At 44.8% G+C, this 22,059-nt stretch carries 21 protein-coding genes; 5 read left to right on the top strand and 16 right to left on the bottom strand.

The genetic code is table 11. From position 1 onward, the window contains the following. Position 1: 1 nt before the first annotated feature. The 8 genes from OZ660_RS15010 to OZ660_RS15045 all read right to left on the bottom strand — a co-directional run bounded on the left by OZ660_RS15010 (position 2) and on the right by OZ660_RS15045 (position 6,691). Entirely contained in the window at positions 2–1,180 is a 1,179-nt protein-coding gene (locus OZ660_RS15010) for a tetratricopeptide repeat protein (protein WP_274741459.1), read from the bottom strand. Between the two features lie 188 nt (positions 1,181–1,368). Beyond that, complete coding sequence (locus tag OZ660_RS15015) at positions 1,369–1,704, bottom strand: VOC family protein (RefSeq protein ID WP_159577851.1); 336 nt, start codon at positions 1,702–1,704, stop codon at positions 1,369–1,371. Positions 1,705–1,860: 156 nt separating this feature from the next. Then, positions 1,861–3,693 (bottom strand): DUF885 domain-containing protein, encoded by a 1,833-nt coding sequence (locus tag OZ660_RS15020; RefSeq protein WP_274741460.1) that lies wholly within the window; start codon positions 3,691–3,693, stop codon positions 1,861–1,863. 76 nt (positions 3,694–3,769) lie between these two features. Then, positions 3,770–4,399 carry a glutathione S-transferase family protein gene (locus OZ660_RS15025; RefSeq protein ID WP_274741461.1) on the bottom strand — a complete coding sequence of 210 codons (630 nt, stop codon included), beginning with the start codon at positions 4,397–4,399 and terminating at the stop codon, positions 3,770–3,772. A gap of 108 nt (positions 4,400–4,507) precedes the next feature. Beyond that, on the bottom strand, positions 4,508–4,846 hold the full coding sequence (locus OZ660_RS15030; RefSeq protein WP_274741462.1) for an AzlD domain-containing protein: 339 nt from the start codon (positions 4,844–4,846) through the stop codon (positions 4,508–4,510). Beyond that, the gene (locus tag OZ660_RS15035; RefSeq protein WP_274741463.1) at positions 4,836–5,558 is read right to left on the bottom strand and encodes an AzlC family ABC transporter permease; all 723 of its coding nucleotides are present in this window, start codon (positions 5,556–5,558) and stop codon (positions 4,836–4,838) included. The genes OZ660_RS15030 and OZ660_RS15035 overlap by 11 nt, the downstream gene beginning before the upstream one ends. Further along, on the bottom strand, positions 5,555–6,112 hold the full coding sequence (locus OZ660_RS15040) for a helix-turn-helix domain-containing protein (protein ID WP_342455325.1): 558 nt from the start codon (positions 6,110–6,112) through the stop codon (positions 5,555–5,557). Before OZ660_RS15040 ends, OZ660_RS15035 begins: the two co-directional genes overlap by 4 nt. Positions 6,113–6,307: 195 nt before the next feature. Then, positions 6,308–6,691 (bottom strand): VOC family protein, encoded by a 384-nt coding sequence (locus OZ660_RS15045; protein ID WP_159626722.1) that lies wholly within the window; start codon positions 6,689–6,691, stop codon positions 6,308–6,310. A gap of 112 nt (positions 6,692–6,803) precedes the next feature. On the opposite strand from OZ660_RS15045, the gene OZ660_RS15050 reads away from it, so the two are divergent. Further along, a complete protein-coding gene (locus OZ660_RS15050) occupies positions 6,804–7,490 on the top strand; it encodes a helix-turn-helix transcriptional regulator (RefSeq protein WP_274741465.1) in 687 nt (228 codons plus the stop codon). A gap of 182 nt (positions 7,491–7,672) precedes the next feature. On the opposite strand, the gene yaaA is transcribed toward OZ660_RS15050, so the two are convergent. Continuing rightward, positions 7,673–8,449 carry a peroxide stress protein YaaA gene (yaaA, locus tag OZ660_RS15055; RefSeq protein WP_274741466.1) on the bottom strand — a complete coding sequence of 259 codons (777 nt, stop codon included), beginning with the start codon at positions 8,447–8,449 and terminating at the stop codon, positions 7,673–7,675. 335 nt (positions 8,450–8,784) lie between these two features. Between yaaA and tal the strand changes: the two genes are divergently transcribed. From tal to OZ660_RS15070, 3 genes are all read left to right on the top strand, one after another. Next, positions 8,785–9,744 carry a transaldolase gene (tal, locus tag OZ660_RS15060; RefSeq protein ID WP_159626714.1) on the top strand — a complete coding sequence of 320 codons (960 nt, stop codon included), beginning with the start codon at positions 8,785–8,787 and terminating at the stop codon, positions 9,742–9,744. 15 nt (positions 9,745–9,759) lie between these two features. Further along, positions 9,760–11,409: a glucose-6-phosphate isomerase gene (gene pgi / locus OZ660_RS15065; RefSeq protein WP_274741467.1), complete on the top strand. Its 1,650-nt coding sequence runs from the start codon at positions 9,760–9,762 to the stop codon at positions 11,407–11,409. A 372-nt stretch (positions 11,410–11,781) separates the two neighbouring features. Continuing rightward, the gene (locus OZ660_RS15070; protein ID WP_012519516.1) at positions 11,782–11,958 is read left to right on the top strand and encodes a DUF3545 family protein; all 177 of its coding nucleotides are present in this window, start codon (positions 11,782–11,784) and stop codon (positions 11,956–11,958) included. Positions 11,959–12,146: 188 nt separating this feature from the next. On the opposite strand, the gene ung is transcribed toward OZ660_RS15070, so the two are convergent. The 5 genes from ung to OZ660_RS15095 form a co-directional block, all read right to left on the bottom strand. Next, positions 12,147–12,806 (bottom strand): uracil-DNA glycosylase, encoded by a 660-nt coding sequence (gene ung, locus OZ660_RS15075; protein WP_274741468.1) that lies wholly within the window; start codon positions 12,804–12,806, stop codon positions 12,147–12,149. Further along, positions 12,803–14,089, bottom strand: coding sequence for a threonine synthase (thrC, locus tag OZ660_RS15080; RefSeq protein ID WP_274741469.1), 1,287 nt, complete (start codon positions 14,087–14,089; stop codon positions 12,803–12,805). Before thrC ends, ung begins: the two co-directional genes overlap by 4 nt. Positions 14,090–14,204: 115 nt before the next feature. Beyond that, a complete protein-coding gene (thrB, locus tag OZ660_RS15085) occupies positions 14,205–15,155 on the bottom strand; it encodes a homoserine kinase (RefSeq protein WP_274741470.1) in 951 nt (316 codons plus the stop codon). 36 nt (positions 15,156–15,191) lie between these two features. Continuing rightward, positions 15,192–17,657: a bifunctional aspartate kinase/homoserine dehydrogenase I gene (thrA, locus tag OZ660_RS15090; RefSeq protein ID WP_274741471.1), complete on the bottom strand. Its 2,466-nt coding sequence runs from the start codon at positions 17,655–17,657 to the stop codon at positions 15,192–15,194. A gap of 293 nt (positions 17,658–17,950) precedes the next feature. Then, positions 17,951–18,829, bottom strand: a complete 879-nt coding sequence (locus OZ660_RS15095) for a LysR substrate-binding domain-containing protein (RefSeq protein WP_274741472.1) — start codon at positions 18,827–18,829, stop codon at positions 17,951–17,953. Positions 18,830–19,009: 180 nt separating this feature from the next. Between OZ660_RS15095 and OZ660_RS15100 the strand changes: the two genes are divergently transcribed. Further along, positions 19,010–20,167, top strand: coding sequence for an S-(hydroxymethyl)glutathione dehydrogenase/class III alcohol dehydrogenase (locus tag OZ660_RS15100; protein ID WP_202262295.1), 1,158 nt, complete (start codon positions 19,010–19,012; stop codon positions 20,165–20,167). 88 nt (positions 20,168–20,255) lie between these two features. Here the strand turns inward: OZ660_RS15100 and OZ660_RS15105 are convergent, their stop codons facing one another. Both OZ660_RS15105 and OZ660_RS15110 read right to left on the bottom strand, forming a co-directional pair. After that, the gene (locus tag OZ660_RS15105) at positions 20,256–20,900 is read right to left on the bottom strand and encodes a response regulator transcription factor (RefSeq protein WP_159626698.1); all 645 of its coding nucleotides are present in this window, start codon (positions 20,898–20,900) and stop codon (positions 20,256–20,258) included. Continuing rightward, positions 20,897–22,054 (bottom strand): ATP-binding protein, encoded by a 1,158-nt coding sequence (locus OZ660_RS15110; protein ID WP_274741473.1) that lies wholly within the window; start codon positions 22,052–22,054, stop codon positions 20,897–20,899. Before OZ660_RS15110 ends, OZ660_RS15105 begins: the two co-directional genes overlap by 4 nt. Positions 22,055–22,059 lie beyond the last annotated feature (5 nt).

Genomic DNA, 22,059 nt, shown 5'->3' on the forward strand with positions numbered 1-22,059 from the left:
ATTACTCGTGGCTACGCTGCAACGCTTCTAGCTTTGCAGCGTAGAGCCCGCGATTGTCGGATGGATAAGAAAAGCTCACTGCTTTTTCCATCATTGTCAGCGCTTGTTCAATATTACCGTTAAAATAGTGCGCCTTTGACAACCCTAGATAGCCCTCAGCTAAGTACGGCCCCTCTTTTATCGCACGTTTGAAAAATACTTCTGCGCGCTCGTAGTTACCCTTTTTTAATGCATCATTACCTAAGTCGTACCATCGGTAAGGATTGCTATCATCAGCGCGTAAATACAACTCACCTAAATTATTGAGTGATTGTTTGTCGCCTACACTATCCAACAACACCGCGTAATTGGTCAGTGTATGAATGGATTTATTATCGTTTTCAATAACAAACTCATAGAGGCTTCGGGCTTTTTCAAATAGCCCATGTTTTCGATATAACACTGCAAGTGTATTTATCGTTTCTGGGTTTGTATTGTCAAGTTTCATTGCCTCAGATAGATAGCTATAGGCCAAGCTACCGTTTTTGTTTCCCACTTCTTCAGCCGCCATATTTTGGTAATACATAGAAATAAAAGCGTTTTCCGTGATGTATTCACCAAGGTCGTTCGATGCTGACGGGAAGTAATCAATTACCGCTCGACTTCTAAAGAAAATCACCCCATCTTGTTTTTCGTGTTGGGGCTCAAGCACTATGCTGCGAACATGGGTAGAGGTTGTTAGTACACCATTGATTCTGCGATAAAGCGGGGGGGTATGAACTTGTTGATAAAATACGTCAAGACCCACAAGTCTAGCTAACGCTGTTGTAAGCACTGCCAACGACAAACAATTGCCCGATTGCTTACTTAATGCCTCAGAAGCAGTAAATGTTTCACCAACATAATTAAAATGCTGAACGAGTTTATTAAGGTAGTCTGCCAGTCTGAAATTAGGGGAAGTGTCTTGGTTTTCAGGCGCATAGTAGTACGACAAAAACTCCTGTTGCTGCGCTTGGCTTAGCGAAAATAGTGAGCTGGGTTGTGTTACAGGTGTATATCTAAACGTTGCACTTTCCCATTGAGGTCCTGCTATTTCCGGTTGTTCAACTTTTGCGGTCATTGGCGCACTCTGGCACGCTGACAACAACGCAATGGCAGCGACACCTATTACCGACCTTTTCATCGACTGACTTATTTTCAATATCGTTCCCTCATATTGCAGCTTCCTTCATGGCAATAGCCTGCTAAGGCTCACATACAACCATACGCATGCAACCTACCACTTAACGAATGTGTTTTTGAAAAACACGCTCACTCAACGTTACCAGAATGACATATTAACAATCAATAGAATCAGTAGGTCTGCACAAGCACAGGCTGTTCATAACATTAAAACTGGTCAAACATAATTGCGTTGCCGTCAGGGTCTTTCACCACAAGATGACCAGGACCACTGTTACCCTTTACGGGTACATCAATAGAAATACCCTTATCGAGTAAGTGGTCTTGCACAGCACGCACATCACTGGGGTTGAACGTTAGAATATTGTCTTCAAACATCCCTTCAAAAAGACCAATCATTGTTTGACCATTTTTCATGATAAGCCATTTCTCTTCCACCGAACCACACGATGGCATAGCGGCAAATCCCAAAGCTTCATAGAATGTTTTAGATTCTTCAATATTGCTTACCGATAAGCTCAATGAAAACATACCCAATTCCACAACCTTTCTCCTTATTAGAAATTTAAAAAAAGATACTCACATGCTCTAGATTCAATGTAATAGAGCCCTCGTGCAAAAACACTGCGGCTGGTCGCAAATATAAAAAAAGCCAGTGATAAACATATCGACTGGCCTTTTGCGTATCAGTGAATTGCCTTACCCTTTCTGGCTGGCAATCCAGCGGTCAATTTTTTGCTCTAAAATAGCCAGTGGAATACCACCTGTATTTAACACTTGAGCATGGAATTCACGAATATCAAATCTGCTTCCAAGTGCCTTTTCAGCACGAGCACGGAGCTCTTGAATTTTGAGAGCCCCAACTTTATACGACAGAGCCTGTGAAGGTATGGCAATATAACGCTCTACTTCAGCAACCACTTCGGTGCGCGTCATACCTGAGTTTTCAAGCATAAAGTCAATGGCTTGCTCACGTGTCCACCCCTTGGCATGAATACCGGTGTCAACCACAAGACGCATTGCGCGAAGCTGCTCATCCTGAAGCGTACCGTAACGGTTCCATGGATCGTCAAAGAAGCCCATTTCGTAGCCTAAGGTCTCCGAATACAATGCCCACCCCTCACCAAAAGCGGGTAAGAAGCTAAAACGCATAAATGAAGGCAACGCTTCGTTTTCTTGTGCAAGACTAACTTGGAAATGGTGACCCGGTGCGCCCTCGTGAAGATACAGCGTAACGTTACCTGTTGTTAATCGACTCGGTAGATCGTATGCATTGAAGTAAAAGGTCCCCGGTCGCGAACCATCAGGTGTACCAGGCTGATAAGAACCACCTGCACTAAATTGCTCAATAGCAGGGTCGTAGGGTTTAATCTCTAACTCTGATTTAGGCAGTAAAGAAAAGTACTGGTCGATTTTTTTGTCAACTTCTTTGCCAATATCATAGTAGCTCTGTGTTAATGCTTCTCGACTTTCAGGCTTGAACTTAGGATCAGTGCGCACGTAGTCAAAGAATTCATTTAACGTACCTTCAAAACCTACTTCGTCTTTTATTTCAAGCATATCGTTTTTAATACGCTTAACTTCTTTAAGCCCCAAGTTGTGAAGCTCATCTGGTGTCATAGGTAATGTAGTAGAGTCTTCCACCATCAGCTGGTACAACTTAGCACCACCTTTCATGTCACTTAACCCAATGGTTTCACGGGCGACAGACAGGTACTCATCTCGAAGGAAATCACGCATACGTGCAGTTGCATCATAGATAGCTTGCGTCGCTTTTTCGTACTCAGCAGTTAAGCGTGCTTTTTCGTCACTAGAGAAGTTTTCGGGGAACATATTAATTGGTCCCCAGAATTGCGACTCTTTAAGTGGTATCGCAAGTTGCGTATCAAGCTGTTTTATTACGCGGTCTATCGTTAGCTTGGTTTCAACAACACCACTTTCCATCCCCTCGCGGAACTTATCGATTGAGCGGTCTGAAATTGCGATATACTCTTCGTGTCTAGCGAGGTTGTTCTCGTAATCTTCAATAGTTTTAAATGGCGCTGCGCCTTTGCCACTTGCAAAAGTCGGGTAGAAAGTATGAAAACCACTGAAATGATTAACCGGGCGCACTTCAGTTAAAGCTTCTATTTCGTCACTCGACATTTGAAGTGAACGTTCTTCGTTATACTTAAAAACGTCATAAGCTAGCTTATCGACATCGCTTAGCTTACTTCTGTCAATGTGCTTTAGTTCAGAAAGATTCAATAGTGTAGCGGTTCTACCAGCCAAGGCATGCGAGTCAGTAAAGAAGTCACCTATCTTGTCAGCGTAGCGCATATCACCACGAAAAATCGCCATAATTGGGTTTAGCTCAATGTCACGCTCATCAGCAGCTGCAAATAGCGCAAACAATTTATCGTGTTCAGTTTTTAGTTCTTGTTTGGCAGTCGCTTGCGCCTTGGGCGCATTATGCTCATGGGCTGTTACTGAAACTGTCCCTAAAGCAAGCGCTACGGCGCCACTTACCAGCAGGGTTTTGAATGCTTTCATAGTATTTCCTTTTTTGTGAGCTTTAAAAGGCTCTTTGTCGTCTTTTATAATCGTTGTGTGGTGTCGTTAATTCGCGCTATGTTGGCAAATGAGAGTTTTCATTTTTCCATGCTTTTTCGTAGGCGGGACGGGCCAAAATACGCTTGGTATACTCGGCTACATTATCCTGAGGTATTGCTAGTTTGCTGCCTTTAGCCCAAGATAAAATATGACCCGCAATAATATCTGCCATGGTAAACATATTGCCACATACGAACTCATTGTCGCCTAGCATGCTAGAAAACACCGATAATGCGCGTTGAAATTCCCATTCCCCCACTTCTCGCATGTCGGCAATTCGTTTTTCTGCAGGCAATGCAAAGGTATGTTTGGCGATATTCCAAATTGGTTGCTCTAGTTCATTGGTTAGAAACATCAACATTTCTTCGTACTTTGCTCGAGCAAAGCTACCACTTTCAGGAATGAATTCTTGCAAACCGTGGCGCTCGGCCAAGAATGTGACGATTGCAGCAGATTCAGATATTGCGCCCTCATCGGTAACAAGTACCGGAATTTTCGATGCCGCATTAATGGCTTTGAATTTATCACTGAAATGTTCACCTTGTCGCAGGTTTATCAGATGATAATCGTAAGGAAGCCCGAGTTCTTCCAACGCCCACGCGACGCGCACGGAACGTGTCTTGGGATAACCGTAAAGTGTGTACATGCCCAGCCCTTGTATGAACAGATAAGTGTTAACTGTAAGTTGAATAGGTAAAAAGTGCTAGTCGCGAAATGTTACTGAGTTTTTCCATGGCATGACTTGCCACAAGTGTCATGTAAGCAATACAAGGGTTAAACCAAATACCAGTACACCACAAAAAACAGGGAGACCTAGCGTTTTAAACTTTCGCCAGACTAATGTGGTTACTAGCGTACCAACGACCGTTGCGCCCCAACTAGCTTCAGAGGGCACTTTCGGTATTAACGATGCGCCTAGCATGGCAGCTATCATCAACGGCCCCAAAACACTTAACCATATTGGCAAATGCGCTTGTGTATTGTTTGCCTTGTGTTTATTGAAATGCCGCTGCGTCCAGATAAGTGGTGCTACACGCAACCCATATGTGCCTATCGCCGCCACAACAATAGCCACCCAGATATCAGTTTGCATGAGTGTGGTTCCTTTGGGCATACGTTGAAAGAATATAGAACGCGAGTGCGCCAGCCATTGCAGCTAGTGGTATTGCAGCATTTTTAAAGGCACTTTGCGCGATAACTAGCGCCACGGTAATAGTCACAAGCAGCGCTGTTCCCCATCGTTTATTTGAAAATTTAGGGGCCAGTAACACAAGAAATAAAGCCGGTAGCGCAAACGGCATCACGCTATCTAGCACGGGCCATTTTTGTGTTAGTGTATCGCCAGCGATTGCTCCAACCGTCGTGCCCACTATCCAACTTAACCACGCTACTAATGAAACGCCTTTAAACCATCCCACTTTTTCTGTGTCTTTCATTGTAGGTAAGCGTGTGTGGGCAAGTGCGAATATCTGGTCGGTTAAACCGTGCATTAAGTAAGGCCATGCTCGACTTGGTGGTAAGTAAGGCACTAAATTAGGCGCATAAACCACGTGACGCACATTGACCAACAATGTCATACAAACAGCTAGCCACAATGGCGAGCCCGATGCCACCATAGCGACGAGTAAAAATTGTGAAGCCCCAGCGTAAATGAACACTGAGATCAGGGTGGCTTCTAGGGTTGAGAAGCCTGCTTGAACCGCAATAACACCAAAAGAAATAGCGACAGGTATATAACCTCCTAGCAGAGGAAGACCATCTAAAACGCCTTGCTTCCATCCTCCTTTCTGTGTCAGCGCATTCATGCTTTTTCCTCCTTGTGATACACAATCGTTATTAGGCACGTCGCCCATGTATCTTGTGTTTTGTAGACATGGGGTAAGTCGGCATTGAAAACTACACTGTCACCCGGCTTTAAGTGCTGCGTACGCCCTGTATTTCCTGCTTCTAATGCCCCACTCACCAGTACGATTGTTTCTTGCGTGCCTGTGGCGTGAGCTTCGGCCTCTCTCTCAGTGTTAGGTGCAATAGACATCCAATAAGCGTCAACGTCGGGCGTCCCTTTCCCCTGTTCTATCAAGCGCACTTCTACGCCTTTCTCACCCACACTTGTACTCAACGGTTGCACCAATTCGCCAAAGGGTACGTCTAGTTGTTTGGCTAAACGCCAAATTGTGTCCAGTGTTGGGTTACCGTTTCCTTGCTCTAGTCTTGATAAATTTGACTTAGCAATGCCTGCCCCTGCAGCAAGTTGAGATAAAGACATGCCTTTTTCTTGTCTAAGCTTTTGTAAATGCCTGCCTAGGGTGTTTAACGTCGATTGATTCAATGTAGGAAGTCCTAAAATGCTCTGACACAAACCGTTCCATATAAAGAACGTTCTATATATAGAACACCTTAAAGTCAACAGAATTTTTAATTCTTAAGAGCAAAATCAGGCGTGATATAGCTATAACGATAAAAGGGTACTTCACTCGATGAGCGTGTACCCTTTGCTATATTAGTATGGCAGATTATTCATCAATTCTGCCAGTTGTTGAGGTGACGATTTACGCTAAACCATACAAAATGCATTAAGCTTGTTGCCGTCAAGATCACGAAAATATCCGGCATAAAACCCTTTATCGGCGCTTTCTGGTCGAAATCCCGGTGCCCCCTCACATGTTCCACCAAGGGCCAGCGCCTTTTCATAAAACGCATTAACCTGTTCTGGGTTTTCAAGGGCAATAGCAACCATATTACCATTGCCGACGGTTGCCGTTTCCTTGTTAAAAGGAATGGTAACCCCAAAAGAAACTTCACCCGGCTGACGCGCCCAAGCGATAAAATAGTTCTCTTCCTCCATAAAGCGCTCTGCGCCAATAGTGCCTAATAGCGCATCGTAAAAGCTGCCAGCCTGCGCCAAGTTGTTTGTGCCTACTAATACATAGCCAATCATTTTTATCTCCTTGCTGTTTTAAACACGAATTCATCATATTCATTGACTACTGACAGTAAGTGTCAGTAGTGTTTTCTTATTATCAGGTTTAACGACAAAGCGGATATGAGTTATGCGAAAGGCAGAGCGACTCAATGAAATTGTGCATCACCTAAGGCGAATGCATCACGCGACTACCGCCCAAACACTCGCGGACCTATTTGAAGTAAGTGAACGCACGATTTACCGTGATATTCAAGACTTGGTGGACTCAGGCATTCCCATTTCAGGTGAGGCGGGTGTGGGGTACCTCATTGACAAAAAATATCACTTGCCCCCCATTATGTTCGATGCCGACGAAATTGAGGCAATTGCACTAGGCATTGGGATGGTAAGTAACTGGACAGACGATGCCTTTGCGCAAAAAGCCAAAAGTGCCTATCAAAAAATACAAGCAACGCTCACTGAAGGGATGATCCACGAGCTTACTCAAATAAGTACGTTTTCAGCGCCTAGTCGCTATAAGATCCCATGGGAAGTTGACTTCACTGAAGTCAGAGAATGCATTCGCCGAAAGCAGTTTGTCACGTTTTGCTATTTAGATCTTAAAGAGCAGAAAACTGAGCGCACAATTAGACCACTGGCGTTGATCTCTTTTAGCCCTATTTGGTTGCTTGCTGGATGGTGTGAGGTTCGCCAAGACTTTAGAAACTTTCGTTTAGATCGGATTTCTCAATTTAGCGTCACCGCAGAGCGTTTTCGCGATGAGAAAGGAAAGACATTAACAGATTACTTAGCACTGATTGAAAACGACCAGTGAAGCATATGAGAAAGTGAAAAAAGAACTATTTGACGGAAAAATCGAAAACGTGGCCTGCAACGGATTGAGTCTCGAGCGATTTGCCAAGCGTTATGGGGACAGAGGGTTTAAAATATAGCGAGCGTAGGTGGCGAACCTAGTGAGTTCGCCACATTTTCCTGTACTGTGAATTGCCGTTGCGCCTATGCTTCCTGATTGCGCAAGAATACCAACTCAGTCGATGAGCTTTGTTCTTCGCTGTATTGATAGCCGTCGACATCAAAAGCTTTTAGCCCTTCAACATCAGCAACACGATTTTCCATAATGTATCGCGCCATTAAGCCGCGTGCTTTTTTAGCGAAAAAGCTAATGATTTTGTACTGACCGTTTTTGTAATCTTTGAAATGCGGTGTAATAACCATGCCATCTAGCTGTTTTTTCTTAACAGCTTTAAAGTATTCATTTGAAGCGAGATTAATTAAGACATTATCACCCTGTGCACTAAGGGCATCATTAAGCACCTCAGTAATGCGCTCGCCCCAAAACGCATATAGGTCTTTTCCTTCTGAATTCGCCAGCTTAGTTCCCATTTCAAGTCGATAGGCTTGCATTAAATCCAGCGGGCGTAAAAGTCCGTAAAGTCCCGATAATATGCGCAAATGATCTTGCGCATATTCCACTGTCTCGCTATCTAAGGTGTAGGCATCAAGTCCGGTGTAAACATCACCGTTAAACGCATACATAGCCTGACGCGCATTGTCTTTGGTAAACGGCGTTGAAAACTCAGCAAATCGATTAGCGTTAAGCGTGGCAAGCTTGTCACTTATTTTCATCAGCGATGATAAATCGGCCGGCGACAAGGTTCTACATACTTTCATTAGACGCTCGGTGTCTTCAAGCATACTAGGTTGCGTAAATGTACTTACCGGAATTTCGCTTTCAAAATCGAGATTTTTTGCTGGGGACACTACAACTAACATTTCAACTCCTTCAATCAACTACAACGCCATTGTACCACTTGATACGCAAGAAACCGTAAAATGGCATAAGAAAGACTCAAATTGGCTTAACAGAGAAATCCGATTAGCGGCTATTTTATCCAAATCTTCCCCAAATCCCATTCCATATATTTAGTGGGTTTGGTATAAATAGTGTATTCCTTGAATGTTTGATCCAATCAAACCGCTAGACCCTACAACGCATTAGCGAAACCAACAATTAATGCTTGCTACAAAAGCGAGCTATCCAACGCTGTTAGAGTGCACTGCTCTAAATAGCAAAATGTAGAATACTGAAATAAAGAACAGAGAGAACTATGAGCAATCAGCTAGCTTCATTACGTGATATTACTACTGTAGTTGCCGACACGGGCGATATCGACGCGATTAAAAAATACCAGCCAGTAGATGCCACTACTAACCCATCGTTGCTGTTAAAAGCAGCTAGCCTACCGCAGTATGCTAGCCTGATTGATGATGCGGTTGCATGGGCAAAGCTTCAATCAAATGACGCTGACCAGCAGCTTACCGACGCGGCAGACAAGCTTGCGGTTGCTATTGGTAAAGAAATCTCTGGTACTATCCCTGGTCGCATTTCGACAGAAGTAGACGCCCGCCTTTCATTCGACAAAGCTGCAACCATTGAAAAAGCCGAGCGCCTTGTTCAGCTTTACGAAGACGCTGGTATCGACAAGTCACGCATTCTTATCAAAATTGCGTCTACGTGGGAAGGTATTCAAGCTGCTGAAGAGTTAGAAAAGAAAGGCATTCAGTGCAACCTAACGCTACTGTTTAGCTTCGCTCAAGCACAAGCCTGTGCTGAAGCTGGCGTTTACCTTATCTCTCCTTTCGTGGGTCGTATTCTTGACTGGTATAAAAAGGCCACAGGCACTGAGTCATATGCACCTGAGGAAGATCCTGGCGTAGTATCAGTAACGAAAATTTACAACTACTACAAAGAGCACGGTTACAAGACTGTCGTAATGGGCGCAAGTTTCAGAAACATCGGTGAAATTCAGGCATTAGCAGGTTGCGATCGCCTTACGATTAGCCCTGCCCTGCTTGAAGAACTAGCCAACGAGTCTGGTGAGCTTGAAGTGAAACTTAAAGACAACGGTGCAACCAAAACGCCAGGAGCGCGCTTAACAGAGAGCCAGTTCCGTTGGGATATGAACCAAGATGCCATGGCAACTGAGAAGTTATCTGAAGGTATTCGCAACTTCGCAGCAGACCAAGATAAGCTTGAAACTATGCTTCGTGAGAAACTTAGCGCTTAAGGAAAAGGTAAAACAATGAGTGTTTTAACGTCACTTCCAGAATTTAAAAAACTAAGCGAGCTTGCAGAATCGGTAAAGCAAGCGCATATGCGTGACTGGTTTGAAAGCGACCCAAACCGCGCATCTAGCATGCAACTTGAAGCCTGCGGCATCTTTTTGGACTATTCCAAAAACCGCGTTTCTTCAGAAGCATTAAATGGTCTTTTCGATCTAGCACGTGCATGTAACGTTGAAGGGCTTCGCGATGCAATGTTTGCGGGTGAGCAAATCAACTCGACCGAAGGTCGTGCTGTGCTGCATACCGCCTTGCGTAACTTCTCTGATCGCAAGGTTATGGTGGATGGCAAAGATGTTATGCCTGAAGTACACGCTACACTTGAGAAAATAGAAGCGTTTACTACGTCAGTTCACAGTGGTGAGCACAAAGGCTATTCGGGTAAGCCGATAAAGCATATTGTTGCTATTGGTATTGGCGGTTCATTCTTGGGCCCCAAAATTATGACCGAAGCACTCAAGCCACATACTGTAGACGCAGTGAAGGTGCATTTTGTTGCCAATGTCGATGGCTGTCATATCCACGATGTACTCTCAAGCGTCGATTTTGAAGAAACCCTTGTGGTTATGTCTTCAAAGTCTTTTTCTACTCAAGAGACACTTCAAAACACGCTAACGGCAAAAGACTGGTTCTTGAAATCGGGTGGTACTCAAGCGGATATTGCAAAGCATTTTGTTGCGGTATCGTCAAATGTGAAAGCGGCGACTGAGTTCGGCATTAGCGCTGATAACATTTTCCCTATGTGGGATTGGGTTGGTGGTCGCTACTCTCTTTGGTCGGCTATTGGCCTCCCTATTTCACTGGCGTTGGGTTTTGAGAACTTTAAAGGTTTGCTAGAAGGTGCGTTTGACATGGATACGCACTTTACCACAGCGCCACTTGAGCAAAACATGCCAGTACTACTGGCGTTACTAGGCGTATGGTATCGCAACTTCTTTGATGCGCAATCTCACGTACTTTTACCTTACTATCACTATTTGCGCGGTCTTCCTGCCTATGTGCAACAGTTGGATATGGAAAGTAACGGTAAAGAAGTGACGCAAGAAGGTGAAAGCGTTGATTACCCCACCGGCCCAATCATTTGGGGCAGTGAGGGCACAAATGGCCAGCACAGCTTCCACCAGCTTATTCACCAAGGCTCTGGGGTTATTCCGGCTGACTTCATGCTTCCGCTTAACGTACCCAATCAAGACGACACGCACCACGCCATGCTAGCGTCAAATTGTTTTGGTCAAACACAAGCATTGATGCAAGGTAAGACCTTTGAAGAATGCTACGCCGATTTAGACGGTAAGGGCTTAGATGATGCTGAGCGTAAGCGCTTAGCGGCGCACAAGACGATGCCGGGCAATAAACCTAGCAACACGATTTTGTTTGAAAGCTTAACCCCTAAAATTCTTGGCGCGTTGGTTGCAATGTATGAGCATAAGGTATTCGTTCAGGGTGTTATCTGGAACCTAAACTCTTTTGACCAATGGGGCGTAGAATTAGGTAAAGTACTAGGAAACCAAGTACTTGCAGGCATTCAGGGTGAAGCAGACAAAGACAATTTCGATGCATCAACCCAACAACTGATTGCTAAATTCAGAGCAGCGAATGCACCAAAATAAGGAAACCGAGGTAAGCTAAGCTTGCCCATTTGGTGCAAAAAACAAACTGAGCGGTCATCTTTTATACAAACAAAAGATGGCCGTTTTTTTATAGCAATGTAAATTAAGCACGTAACGACAAATAAAAATACACGACATTGCTGCGCTCAATTGGCTACTAAAAATACAAATAGTATCAATTGGATAGCCATTTTGTTCACGCTTTAAACATATCTAACGAATCCTTGCCTGTGTCATCATAACGTCACATTTTGTTAATAAAAGGTAAATTAAACTATTTTATTTTAGTGGCGGCTGTGATACAAAATTGTACAGAGGGAAATAAATAATAACGCTCTGTATTAGTTGTAGTGGTATAAAAAGGAGATCCCAGTGGATAAATCAGATCTATTTGCCATGTTAGACATCGAAGCAAGCCCAGCAAAAACCAAAAGTAAAAAACGTAAGTGGAGAGAAATCGAAGCGCTACAAGATCGCTACAAATTAGAAAAAGAACTCGCCGAACTAGATTGTGGTTTCGAATACGAGTTGGAAACACTGGAAAGATAACAAAAAGGCCGCCTGAACATTCAGGCGGCCTTTTTACTTTCTTGAGGGTAATTCGCAACCGCGTATGATTATTTATGCGCGATTGCGCTTTATATGCTTTGTTGTGAAACTAGCGTTTTGTTCCCCTCGTACGTTACCTATGTAGTAACGTTCCAGATATACTAGCCACCAGTTCTGCTAGCCAACAGTTACACTTGCCAATCGATAGGCGTCTTGCCTTTAGACGCGAGATAAGCATTTGCTTGGCTGAAGTGCGCACAACCAAAAAAGCCGCGGTATGCTGATAGCGGAGACGGGTGTGGGCCACTTAAGACGTGATGCTTGTCACGATTAATATGCTTTCCTTTTTTCTGTGCATGACTGCCCCACAACAAAAACACCACGTTTTCACAATGCTCATTAACGGTGCTGATCACTTTATCGGTAAAACGCTCCCAGCCCCATTTGGCGTGACTGTTAGCCTGTCCCTGTTCCACAGTAAGTACGCTATTGAGTAACAGCACACCTTGCTGCGCCCATGAAGTCAGCGTGCCATGTTCTGGGATAGCAAAGCCTTCAATGTCCGTAGCCAACTCTTTATACATATTCACCAGAGACGGCGGCGTTTTGACACCAGGCAATACTGAAAATGCTAAACCGTGAGCTTGATTTGGGCCGTGGTATGGGTCTTGCCCTAAAATAACCACTTTCACGTTATCAAGCGGCGTTAATGTAAGGGCGTTAAACACATCGCTTTCAGGCGGGTAAATGGTTTTTCCCGCGTCTCTTTCACTGCGAATACGAGAAAGAAGTTCAGTGAAATACGCTTGCTGTTTTTCATCAGCAAGCGCGTTGTCCCATGTACTCATGCCTTGAGCAAATCCATCATATGCTGTTTTAGTGCATCGTAAGACGCAGGAAGGTCCACCGCCAAGCTGTCTTCACCAGCAACATCAGCCAGCGCTTTCGGCAAACTAATAGGATTGCCAAGGACATTCTCAACTGTCTCTCTGAACTTGGCTGGGTGCGCTGTCCCTAGGAATAAACCAATTTCGCCATCTTCTAAGTCGTGACTAACTGCACGATAAGCAATAGCCGCATGGGGCTCACTGGTATAGCCTTGCTGCGCAAGCTGGCGCATAGCAAGCTGCGTATACTCTTCATCAACCATTTCACCTTTCAGGCATGCTTTGTCGATATAGCCGCGCTCAATTAGCGCTTCAATACGTGGCCAGTTGTTTGGCTGACTCACGTCCATAGCGTTTGACATAGTGGCTACGGTAGTTTTCGGTGCCCACTCACCCGTTTTCAAATAGCGCGGCACAGTATCGTTAAGGTTAGTAGCTGCAATAAAACGCTTAATTGGAAGACCAAGCGCTTTCGCAATCATACCTGCGGTTAAGTTCCCAAAGTTACCGCTTGGTACAGAAACAACTAGCTGATCGCGCTTGTCTTTAGGCAACTGACTAAAGGCTTCAAAGTAATAGCATACTTGGGCAAGTAGTCGGCTAATGTTGATTGAGTTTGCCGAGTTTAAGTGCAGCCCTTCCCTTACGTCCGGATCATCAAATGCGGTTTTTACCAGTGCCTGACAGGCATCAAAGTCTGATTCTATGGCGACGGTATGGATGTTGCCACCCAATGTCGTAAATAACTTTTCTTGTAACGCGCTAATCTTGCCTTTTGGGAACAAGATGACCACGTTGATATTATCGATACCGTGGAAAGCATGAGCAACGGCTGCGCCAGTATCACCAGAGGTTGCCGTTAAAATAGTAATCGGTTTGCCTTCACTGATGCGTGAAAGGGTCTGCGCCATAAAACGACCACCAAAATCTTTAAATGCAAGCGTAGGGCCGTGGAATAGCTCTAACGAATATATATTGTCGTTCACTTGCTCGACTGGCGCACCAAATGCAAACGCGGTTTCAACAATCGCTTCCAACTCACCATTGTCTAGCTCGTCGCCAATTAACGCTCTCAGTACTTCAATACTGCGCTCTACAAACGGCTTCTCTAATAAGGCGTCAATGTTTTCAAGTGTGGGGATATGCTTTGGAAAATACAGACCTTGGTGCTTTCCTAAACCACGCTTAACGGCTTGCGCAAAACTCGCTGTGTCCGATGAATCTTTTAAATTAACCAATTCCACTTGCTGTACCTTTCTTGTTTTGGCCTTAACAACAATCACTCGGCCTTTTAAATCTTTAATAATTCGTTTGACGCGCCTTAGCAGAGCGCCTTCAAACTTTTGTTTTTATGCGCATCTACTGCTGTGACACTGTTGTGCCCTGTTGAGGAATTTGGCACACATGGCTAAAACCATCTTCGTTTTGAATATAATTTTCGGTTAAATACGCCGCAACCTTTTCTGCCTGCGCTTTGCTTGGGCATACTGCGAAGACAGTTGGGCCAGATCCCGAAATACCAAATGCCAGTGCACCGACACTTTCGCTGAATGCGCGAGCATCGTCAAAACCGGGTAACAATGACTTGCGATACGGTTCGGCAATAACATCTTTCATCACCGAGGCCGCAAGGGCGAAATCACCGGCATGTAGCGCGTGTACAAATACACCAAGCTGTCGCCCAAACGTTAATGCAGTCGCCATATCAACGTGTTTTGGCAGTATATCGCGGGCAGCCGCCGTCGATACACTAATCCCTGAATAACAAATAGCGTAATACCACTGGTCATTTAACGGCAGCGACAAGGTGACAGGGCTTTGTGCGCCTGTCATTAACGTCATACCGCCCAAATAACAAGGTGCTACGTTGTCATAGTGCACGCTACCACTGATTTGGCCCTCAAGCTCCCCCATCATGGTAAGTAACGTGTCTTTATCAAATGGATAATCGAAGTAGGCATTTAACGCAACAAAGGCAGCCACAATTGAACTTGCACTTGAACCAAGCCCACTGCCTATCGGTAAATTTTTGTAAAGCGTTAACGCCACAGACTTTGTAGGATTACCCGCCTTTTCCATCTGCTCGCAAAAGTAGTGGTAGCACTTAGTCACAATATTGTTGTCAGCATCACCGGGGAGTTTGTGCGCAAATGGCCCCGTCACGTTAAGTGAGAATACCTCAGCCGCTTTAATCTCCACTTCATCACCCAGTTTAGTGCCGTCTACTGGCGCAAGGGCTGCGCCAAGTACGTCAAACCCTAAACTGACATTTCCTATTGAGGCTGGCGCATAGGCCTTAAGTGCTTTCATTACGTTCTACCTACTACCTTACTACTTTTCATGCGCTTAATGCGCCATTTGCTTCCATGGCATTGTGCGAAGAATGTCAGCAAAGACACCCGCAGCTGTTACCGTGCCACCTGCACCATACCCGCGAATAACATATGGGATCGGATTGTAATAATCACTGTTAATCGCCAGTGCATTTTCACCGTCTTTCACTTGAGACAACGGATTAGATGCAGGAACGGCTTGAATACTTACTTTGCATTTACCATCTTCAATGCTGCCAATGTAACGCAGCACTTTCCCTTCGGCTTTCGCTTGTGCTACTTTTTCCGCAAAATCTGCATCGAGCTGTGGCAACTGCTGCATGAATTCATCAATTGAACAATCTTCAGCGAAACCGTCGGGTAACACAGACTCAATCTCAATGTCCGATAACTCTAATCCTAAGTCAGCTTCACGCGCCATAATAAGTAGTTTTCTGGCTACATCCATGCCGCTTAAGTCATCGCGCGGATCGGGCTCAGTAAAGCCATTATCCTTAGCCGTTTGCGTGGCTTGAGATAAGCTCATTCCTTCTTCAAGCTTACCGAAGACATACGACAAACTACCTGACAAGATACCCTCAAAACGATGCAGTACATCACCTGCACTAAATAGTTTCTGTAAGTTATCGATTACCGGCAACCCAGCACCTACAGTAGTTTCATACAAATACTGGCGGTTTGTAGATTGCGCCGTTTTACGAAGTTTGCGGTAGTACGCCATCTCACTTGTATTGGCCTTTTTGTTCGGCGTAACAACGTGAAAGCCGCTTTCCATCATGTCGACATATTGCTGAGCGATAACATCGTGGCTGGTACAATCAACAATAACAGGATTAACCAAACTATTGTCGTTTACAAACTGGTGTAACCGCTCAACACTTAGCCCTTCGCTGGCTGATTCAAGGGCAGCTTTCCAATCGCCGCTTAAATCTATACCTTGACTGTTAAGCAGTAATTTACGGCTATTGGCAATGCCATAAACACGCAATTGCACATTGCGTTTTAGCAATTCAGGCTGCTGCTTAGCAATTTGACCTAGTAGTTCTGTCCCTACATTGCCACACCCTACTAGGAATACGTCAATGGTATGGCGGTCAGAGAAAAAATTCTGGTGGATAACCTTAACGGCTTTCTTTGCTCGTTTACTTTCAATTACTGTCGAGATAGAGCGCTCAGAAGAGCCCTGCGCTATCGCTACGTTATTCACTCGAGCTTGTGCGAGTGAGTTAAAGAAGCGCGCGGCCAAACCTTTTGTTTGGCGCATACCGTCACCCACAAGGGTTACAATTGCTAGGTCGTGACGAACTTCAATAGGGTCAAGCAATTGATTTTGTAACTCAAGGGCAAAGGCATCTTCGAGCAATGTTAAAGCGCGATTGGCGTCTTTGCTCTGAATACAAAAGCTGATTGAATACTCTGAAGACGACTGCGTGATAAGGCTAATCGAAATATTAGCGTTTGACATGACTTCAAATACACGGCTCGCCATACCGACCATGCCCTTGAGGCCGGGGCCTGCGACGTTAAACATGGTCACATTATCAAGCTGTGAAATACCTTTAACCGATGTCCACTTCTCACTCTTCTCGTTGCTGATCAGAGTACCGGGCGCTGCAGGATTTAATGTATTGCGAATAAGGCACGGGATATGGTGCTGCGCAATGGGACCAATCGTTTTAGGGTGAAGTACTTTTGCACCGAAATAAGACAATTCCATGGCTTCTTGATACGTCAGCTTATCAAGTAACACAGCGCCTTCAACTTGGTTCGGATCGGCGTTATAAACACCGTCTACGTCTGTCCAAATCTCACAGCAACTTGCATCAATACACGCCGCAAGGATAGCAGCAGAATAATCGGAGCCATTTCGCCCAAGTGTTACCTTTTCACCTTTTTCATTTGCAGCAACAAACCCTGGCATCACCAATAGCTCGCTACCATCGGCAGGCACATCTGAAAAACGTGCTTTACTCAGCGCTACATCAGCAATACTGTCTAGATACTCGCCGTCAGCCAGTACGTACTTAACAGGGTCTATGATGCGATTGGCAATACCCTTTGCTGACAGCATCGCGCTAAACAGGGTTACAGAAATATATTCACCGATACTTAGAATGCCCGCTGCCACATTGTCAGGCGCCACACCAAGCAAAGAAATGCCTTCTAGGTGCTGATGCAATACCGACAAGTGACTATCGATAAAATCAATAACCTGTGCATGAGCGAACCCGTCTAGTGCGTTGTCTAGATTGTTGGCAATGCTGGTTACGGTGTCGTTGAGTTTGTTGAATAGCGGTTTAAAATCTTCACCAGCGGCTGCTTGTTCACAAAGTAATGAAAGCGCATTCGTCACCCCTTTTGGGGCAGAGAGTACAACCGCAGCACCGTCGGTTTGGTGGGTTGCCGTGCTAATTTCCATCACGCGCATGTATCGCGGTGCATCGGCTAGAGAAGAACCCCCAAACTTTAAGACTTTCATATGCTGCTCCTTAAGGTTTCGCATGCTAAAACATGTGTAAAAAAAAGCCCGCTCTGTGTTAGGCGGGCTTTCGTTGTCTTTTGCTTACTTGCACTAGTCACCGACCGCCCTATTTAAGGTGGTAATCAACATCATTGTGGTGGTGGTGCGTAGAATCTTTTTCATACAAGCAATTTGCCGTATAGACGTCTATCTGTCAACCGCAGTTTTCACCACACTGTATTGCATAAAGTGAAATATTAACCAGCCAACATTTCGAATTAGGGTACAAAGCATGTTTCAGCAGTATTCTGTCAATTATCATCAACAATGTTTTGTGCAAGAAAATCAATAAGTAATCGTATTTTTGGCGCGACATTGCGGTTTGAAGGAAACACTGCCCAAATCGCTTCCTGCTTATCTTTGTGCGCTGGTAATACCTCTTCTAAATTTCCACATTCTAAATCGTGGCGTACATAGAAGCCGGGTAGTTGAGCAATTCCCAAGCCGTCAAGCGCTGCGCTGCGAAGTGCATTACCACTGTTATAGCGCACTCTTCCCTGCACAGGTAAAGAGGTTGCATTGCCATTAATAACAAATCGCCAGTAAGCCTGAGACCCTACTAGCAAATCGTGCTGTTTTAATTCATCGAGCGTCTGAGGCCTAGCATTTTGCTCAAAATAAGATGGACTCGCACACACATAAAGGTGACGGGTAGCTAACTTTTTGGCCACTAAAGTAGAGTCTCCCAGCTTGCCAATTCGAATAGCAAGGTCCAACCCTTGCTCAACAATATCCAATTTTTCATTCGTAAATGTGCAGTGCACGCTAATGCCTGAATATTGTTTCATAAAGGTATTGAGCAGTGGTGCAATATAGGCCTCACCAAAGGCTACTGGCGCTGTCATCTTTATCAACCCCTGCGGCGATTGCTGCATTGCACTTACCGCAAGCTGAGCATTTTCTAGCGACTGCAATGCAGGATAAGCTTGCTCAAAGTACAACGTCCCGGCCTCTGTTAGCGATACGCTTCGGGTAGTACGCTGTAACAGCTTTACGCCTAACTGCCTTTCTAACGTCGCTACTTTTCGGCTAACTTGTGCCACTGAAGTATCTAATTTCGTCGCCGCACCAGTGAAGTTGCCCACATTTGCCACGGCGCAAAACTCTGATACCCCCTCTAATATTTTCATAGGCTTACTACCTCACAGTGAAACGGTACATACAGCGCGTAGGGCTTATAATAGAATCCCCTCCCAACTATTACAAATATGCAATAGTGATTTACTAAATCTGTATTTATCTATCACAAACGCTCTCCTATACTTGGCTTCATATCAAAACACTTATATTTGTAATCAAGGAGTCATTTCATGACGACGTTTAAAGATTCATTGCAGCCAGGCCAAACTCATATTAAAGCGAAAGCCGCTGTCGCGTGGGGGCCTGGGGAGCCACTTAAAATGGAAGAAGTGGATGTGGAACTACCTAAAAAGGGCGAAGTGTTGGTTCGCATCGTTGCTACCGGTGTTTGTCACACTGACGCGTTCACTCTATCTGGTGATGATCCCGAAGGCGTTTTCCCCTCTATTTTGGGGCATGAAGGTGGTGGTATTGTCGAAATGGTGGGTGAAGGTGTTACCAGTGTTGAGGTTGGCGATCACGTTATTCCACTTTACACCGCAGAGTGTGGCGAATGTAAGTTTTGTAAATCAGGTAAAACCAACCTCTGTCAGGCAGTGCGCGCAACGCAAGGCAAAGGTTTAATGCCAGATGGTACTAGCCGCTTCTCTAAGGATGGTGAGCCAATCTATCATTACATGGGGTGCTCTACATTTTCTGAGTACACGGTACTACCAGAAATTTCATTAGCTAAGGTCAATAAAGCCGCTCCTCTTGAAGAGGTATGTTTACTGGGCTGCGGTGTTACGACGGGCATGGGTGCAGTGTTGAACACGGCGAAAGTACAAGAAGGCGATACCGTGGCCATCTTCGGCTTAGGGGGTATTGGTCTATCCGCTATTATCGGCGCGCGTATGGCGGGGGCAGGTCGCATTATTGGTATTGATATCAATGAAAGTAAATTTGATCTCGCTAAGCAGCTTGGTGCCACTGATGTCGTTAATCCGAAAAATTACGATAAACCTATTCAAGACGTTATCGTTGAAATGACTGACGGTGGTGTGGATTTTTCATTTGAATGTATCGGCAATGTCAATGTTATGCGCTCAGCCCTTGAATGCTGTCACAAGGGATGGGGAGAATCTGTCATTATTGGTGTGGCAGGCGCTGGTCAAGAAATCTCAACTCGTCCCTTTCAGTTAGTTACAGGTCGAGTATGGCGCGGCAGCGCATTTGGCGGAGTGAAAGGCCGCTCTCAACTACCGGGTATTGTAGAGCAATACTTAAACGGCGATTTTGGGTTGCAAGAATTTATCACTCACACCATGGGTCTTGACGATATCAACGATGCGTTTGATTTAATGCATAAAGGTGAAAGCATTCGCTCCGTAGTACACATGGATAAATAGTACACATGGATAAATAGCCCTCAGCCCGATAAAGAAATACGCAACACTAAAAAGGCTCGTATCAAACGAGCCTTTTTGCTTCACTATGCTAAATCCATCCCAACTCAAGCGCTTTTAACACCGCCCGCGTTCGATCACGAACGCCTAATTTAGCCATAATGGCAGATACTTGGTTTTTCACTGTGCCAGTAGATTTGAAGATAGTATCCGCGATTTCTTTATTGCTGTATCCCGCCGCGACTAAGCGCAATATTTCAAGCTCTTTGGTGGTTAATGTTTCAGGCGTCTCAAACGACTCGAAAGTAACATCAAGCCCTTGCAAGCCTTTTAGTACTTTTTCAGTGACTGCCGGCTGAATTAGAGTCTCGCCTCGCTCTACGGCCTTTATACCGTCAACCAATGTTTCAAGAGACACATCTTTCAGTAAGTAACCTTTTGCGCCTGCGCTTATCGCACCGCTCACCAAAGTATGATCATCAAATGTCGTCAACATTAACACAGGGATAGTAATAGCATTCGCGCTAAGTGCGTTTAGCGCTTCAATGCCCGACATTTTTGGCATGCGAATATCCATTAAAATCACATCACAGTCGATGCGGTTCAACGTATCAATTAACTGACTGCCATCTTCACATTCACCCACTACATTGACGCTGTCATCAAGAGCAAGAAGTGACTTTATACCCTGTCGAACTAGCATCTGATCTTCGACCAGTAAAACCCTTGTGCTCATTCTGCCTCCACCAATGTAGCGCGAATACAAAACCCTTGTGCATTGAAACCTGTCTGTAACTCACCACCTAATGCACTCACGCGCTCTCTCATTCCAATTAAACCATTGCCTTCTGTAATAGGTTTCTCTACATTCAGCTGCACATCTTGCATGATAAGTGTGTATACGTTGTCGTGTTTACTAAGCGATATGTTGAATCTATGGGATTGAGTATGCCGTATCACATTTGTTAATCCTTCCTGAATAATGCGCAGCAAGGCATCTGCTATCTTCACATTGCTAAGTATAAAATCAGGCTGAATGTCTAACTGCACTTGTGGCCGTGGCAAGTCACTAATAAGTGATTGTAGAGCGCCGTTGAAATCGATGGCTGCATTCTCTCTAATGTCCGATACCGCCTCTCGCACATCTGACAACAATAGCTTTGCAATAGCATGGCACTGGTCAATTTGCGCCTTTACCTCGTCATTTCCAGCTAATTTACTTTTGCGAGACGCTACCTGTAAATTGATGGTCAAAGCAGTAAGGTGATGTCCCACCACATCATGAATATTACGCGCAATGCGCAAGCGTTCATCTTGTGTAATCGCCTGTTTCATTAAGTGCTGTGTACTGATCAACTGTCTATTGAGCGCATCGGCTTCTTCTCGCGCGGCAGTTTCCTTAATGGCGGTATTCGACATCATCATTGCGAACAAATTAAACGTCCAGAACAAAGCACCAGTGAGCAATGCTTGATTTTCCTCCCAAACGACTTCTTGAATAAAAACCGTAGGCAATGCCAATGGAATACAAAGCACTAGGCACTTGCCCCATGATAAATAGTAGGGAAGCACCGCAGACCAAATCACCACAAAAATGGCGATATAAGCGTAAGGTAATAACAGTTGGCTCGCTACCGACAGTGCATACATGGCCCACAGCAGAAAATATCGCCAACGAGGTAAAGACTCGTCATGGCGAGTAACCAACACAAAACAGATGGCAATCGAAATAAATAAGGCAAGTGCGGCGATAGGTCGCCAATGCCAAAATGTAAGTTGCATGGTCAGAAAGTAAAGCGCCGACACACTTACAAATAACCAGGTTAAACATGCCGACAGCCGCTCTACGTTGTTAACCAGCCATGATTTTAAGGTTGACGATAATTCCATTTAGG

The organism is Alteromonas sp. 009811495, assembly GCF_028865455.1.
Classification (GTDB): domain Bacteria; phylum Pseudomonadota; class Gammaproteobacteria; order Enterobacterales; family Alteromonadaceae; genus Alteromonas.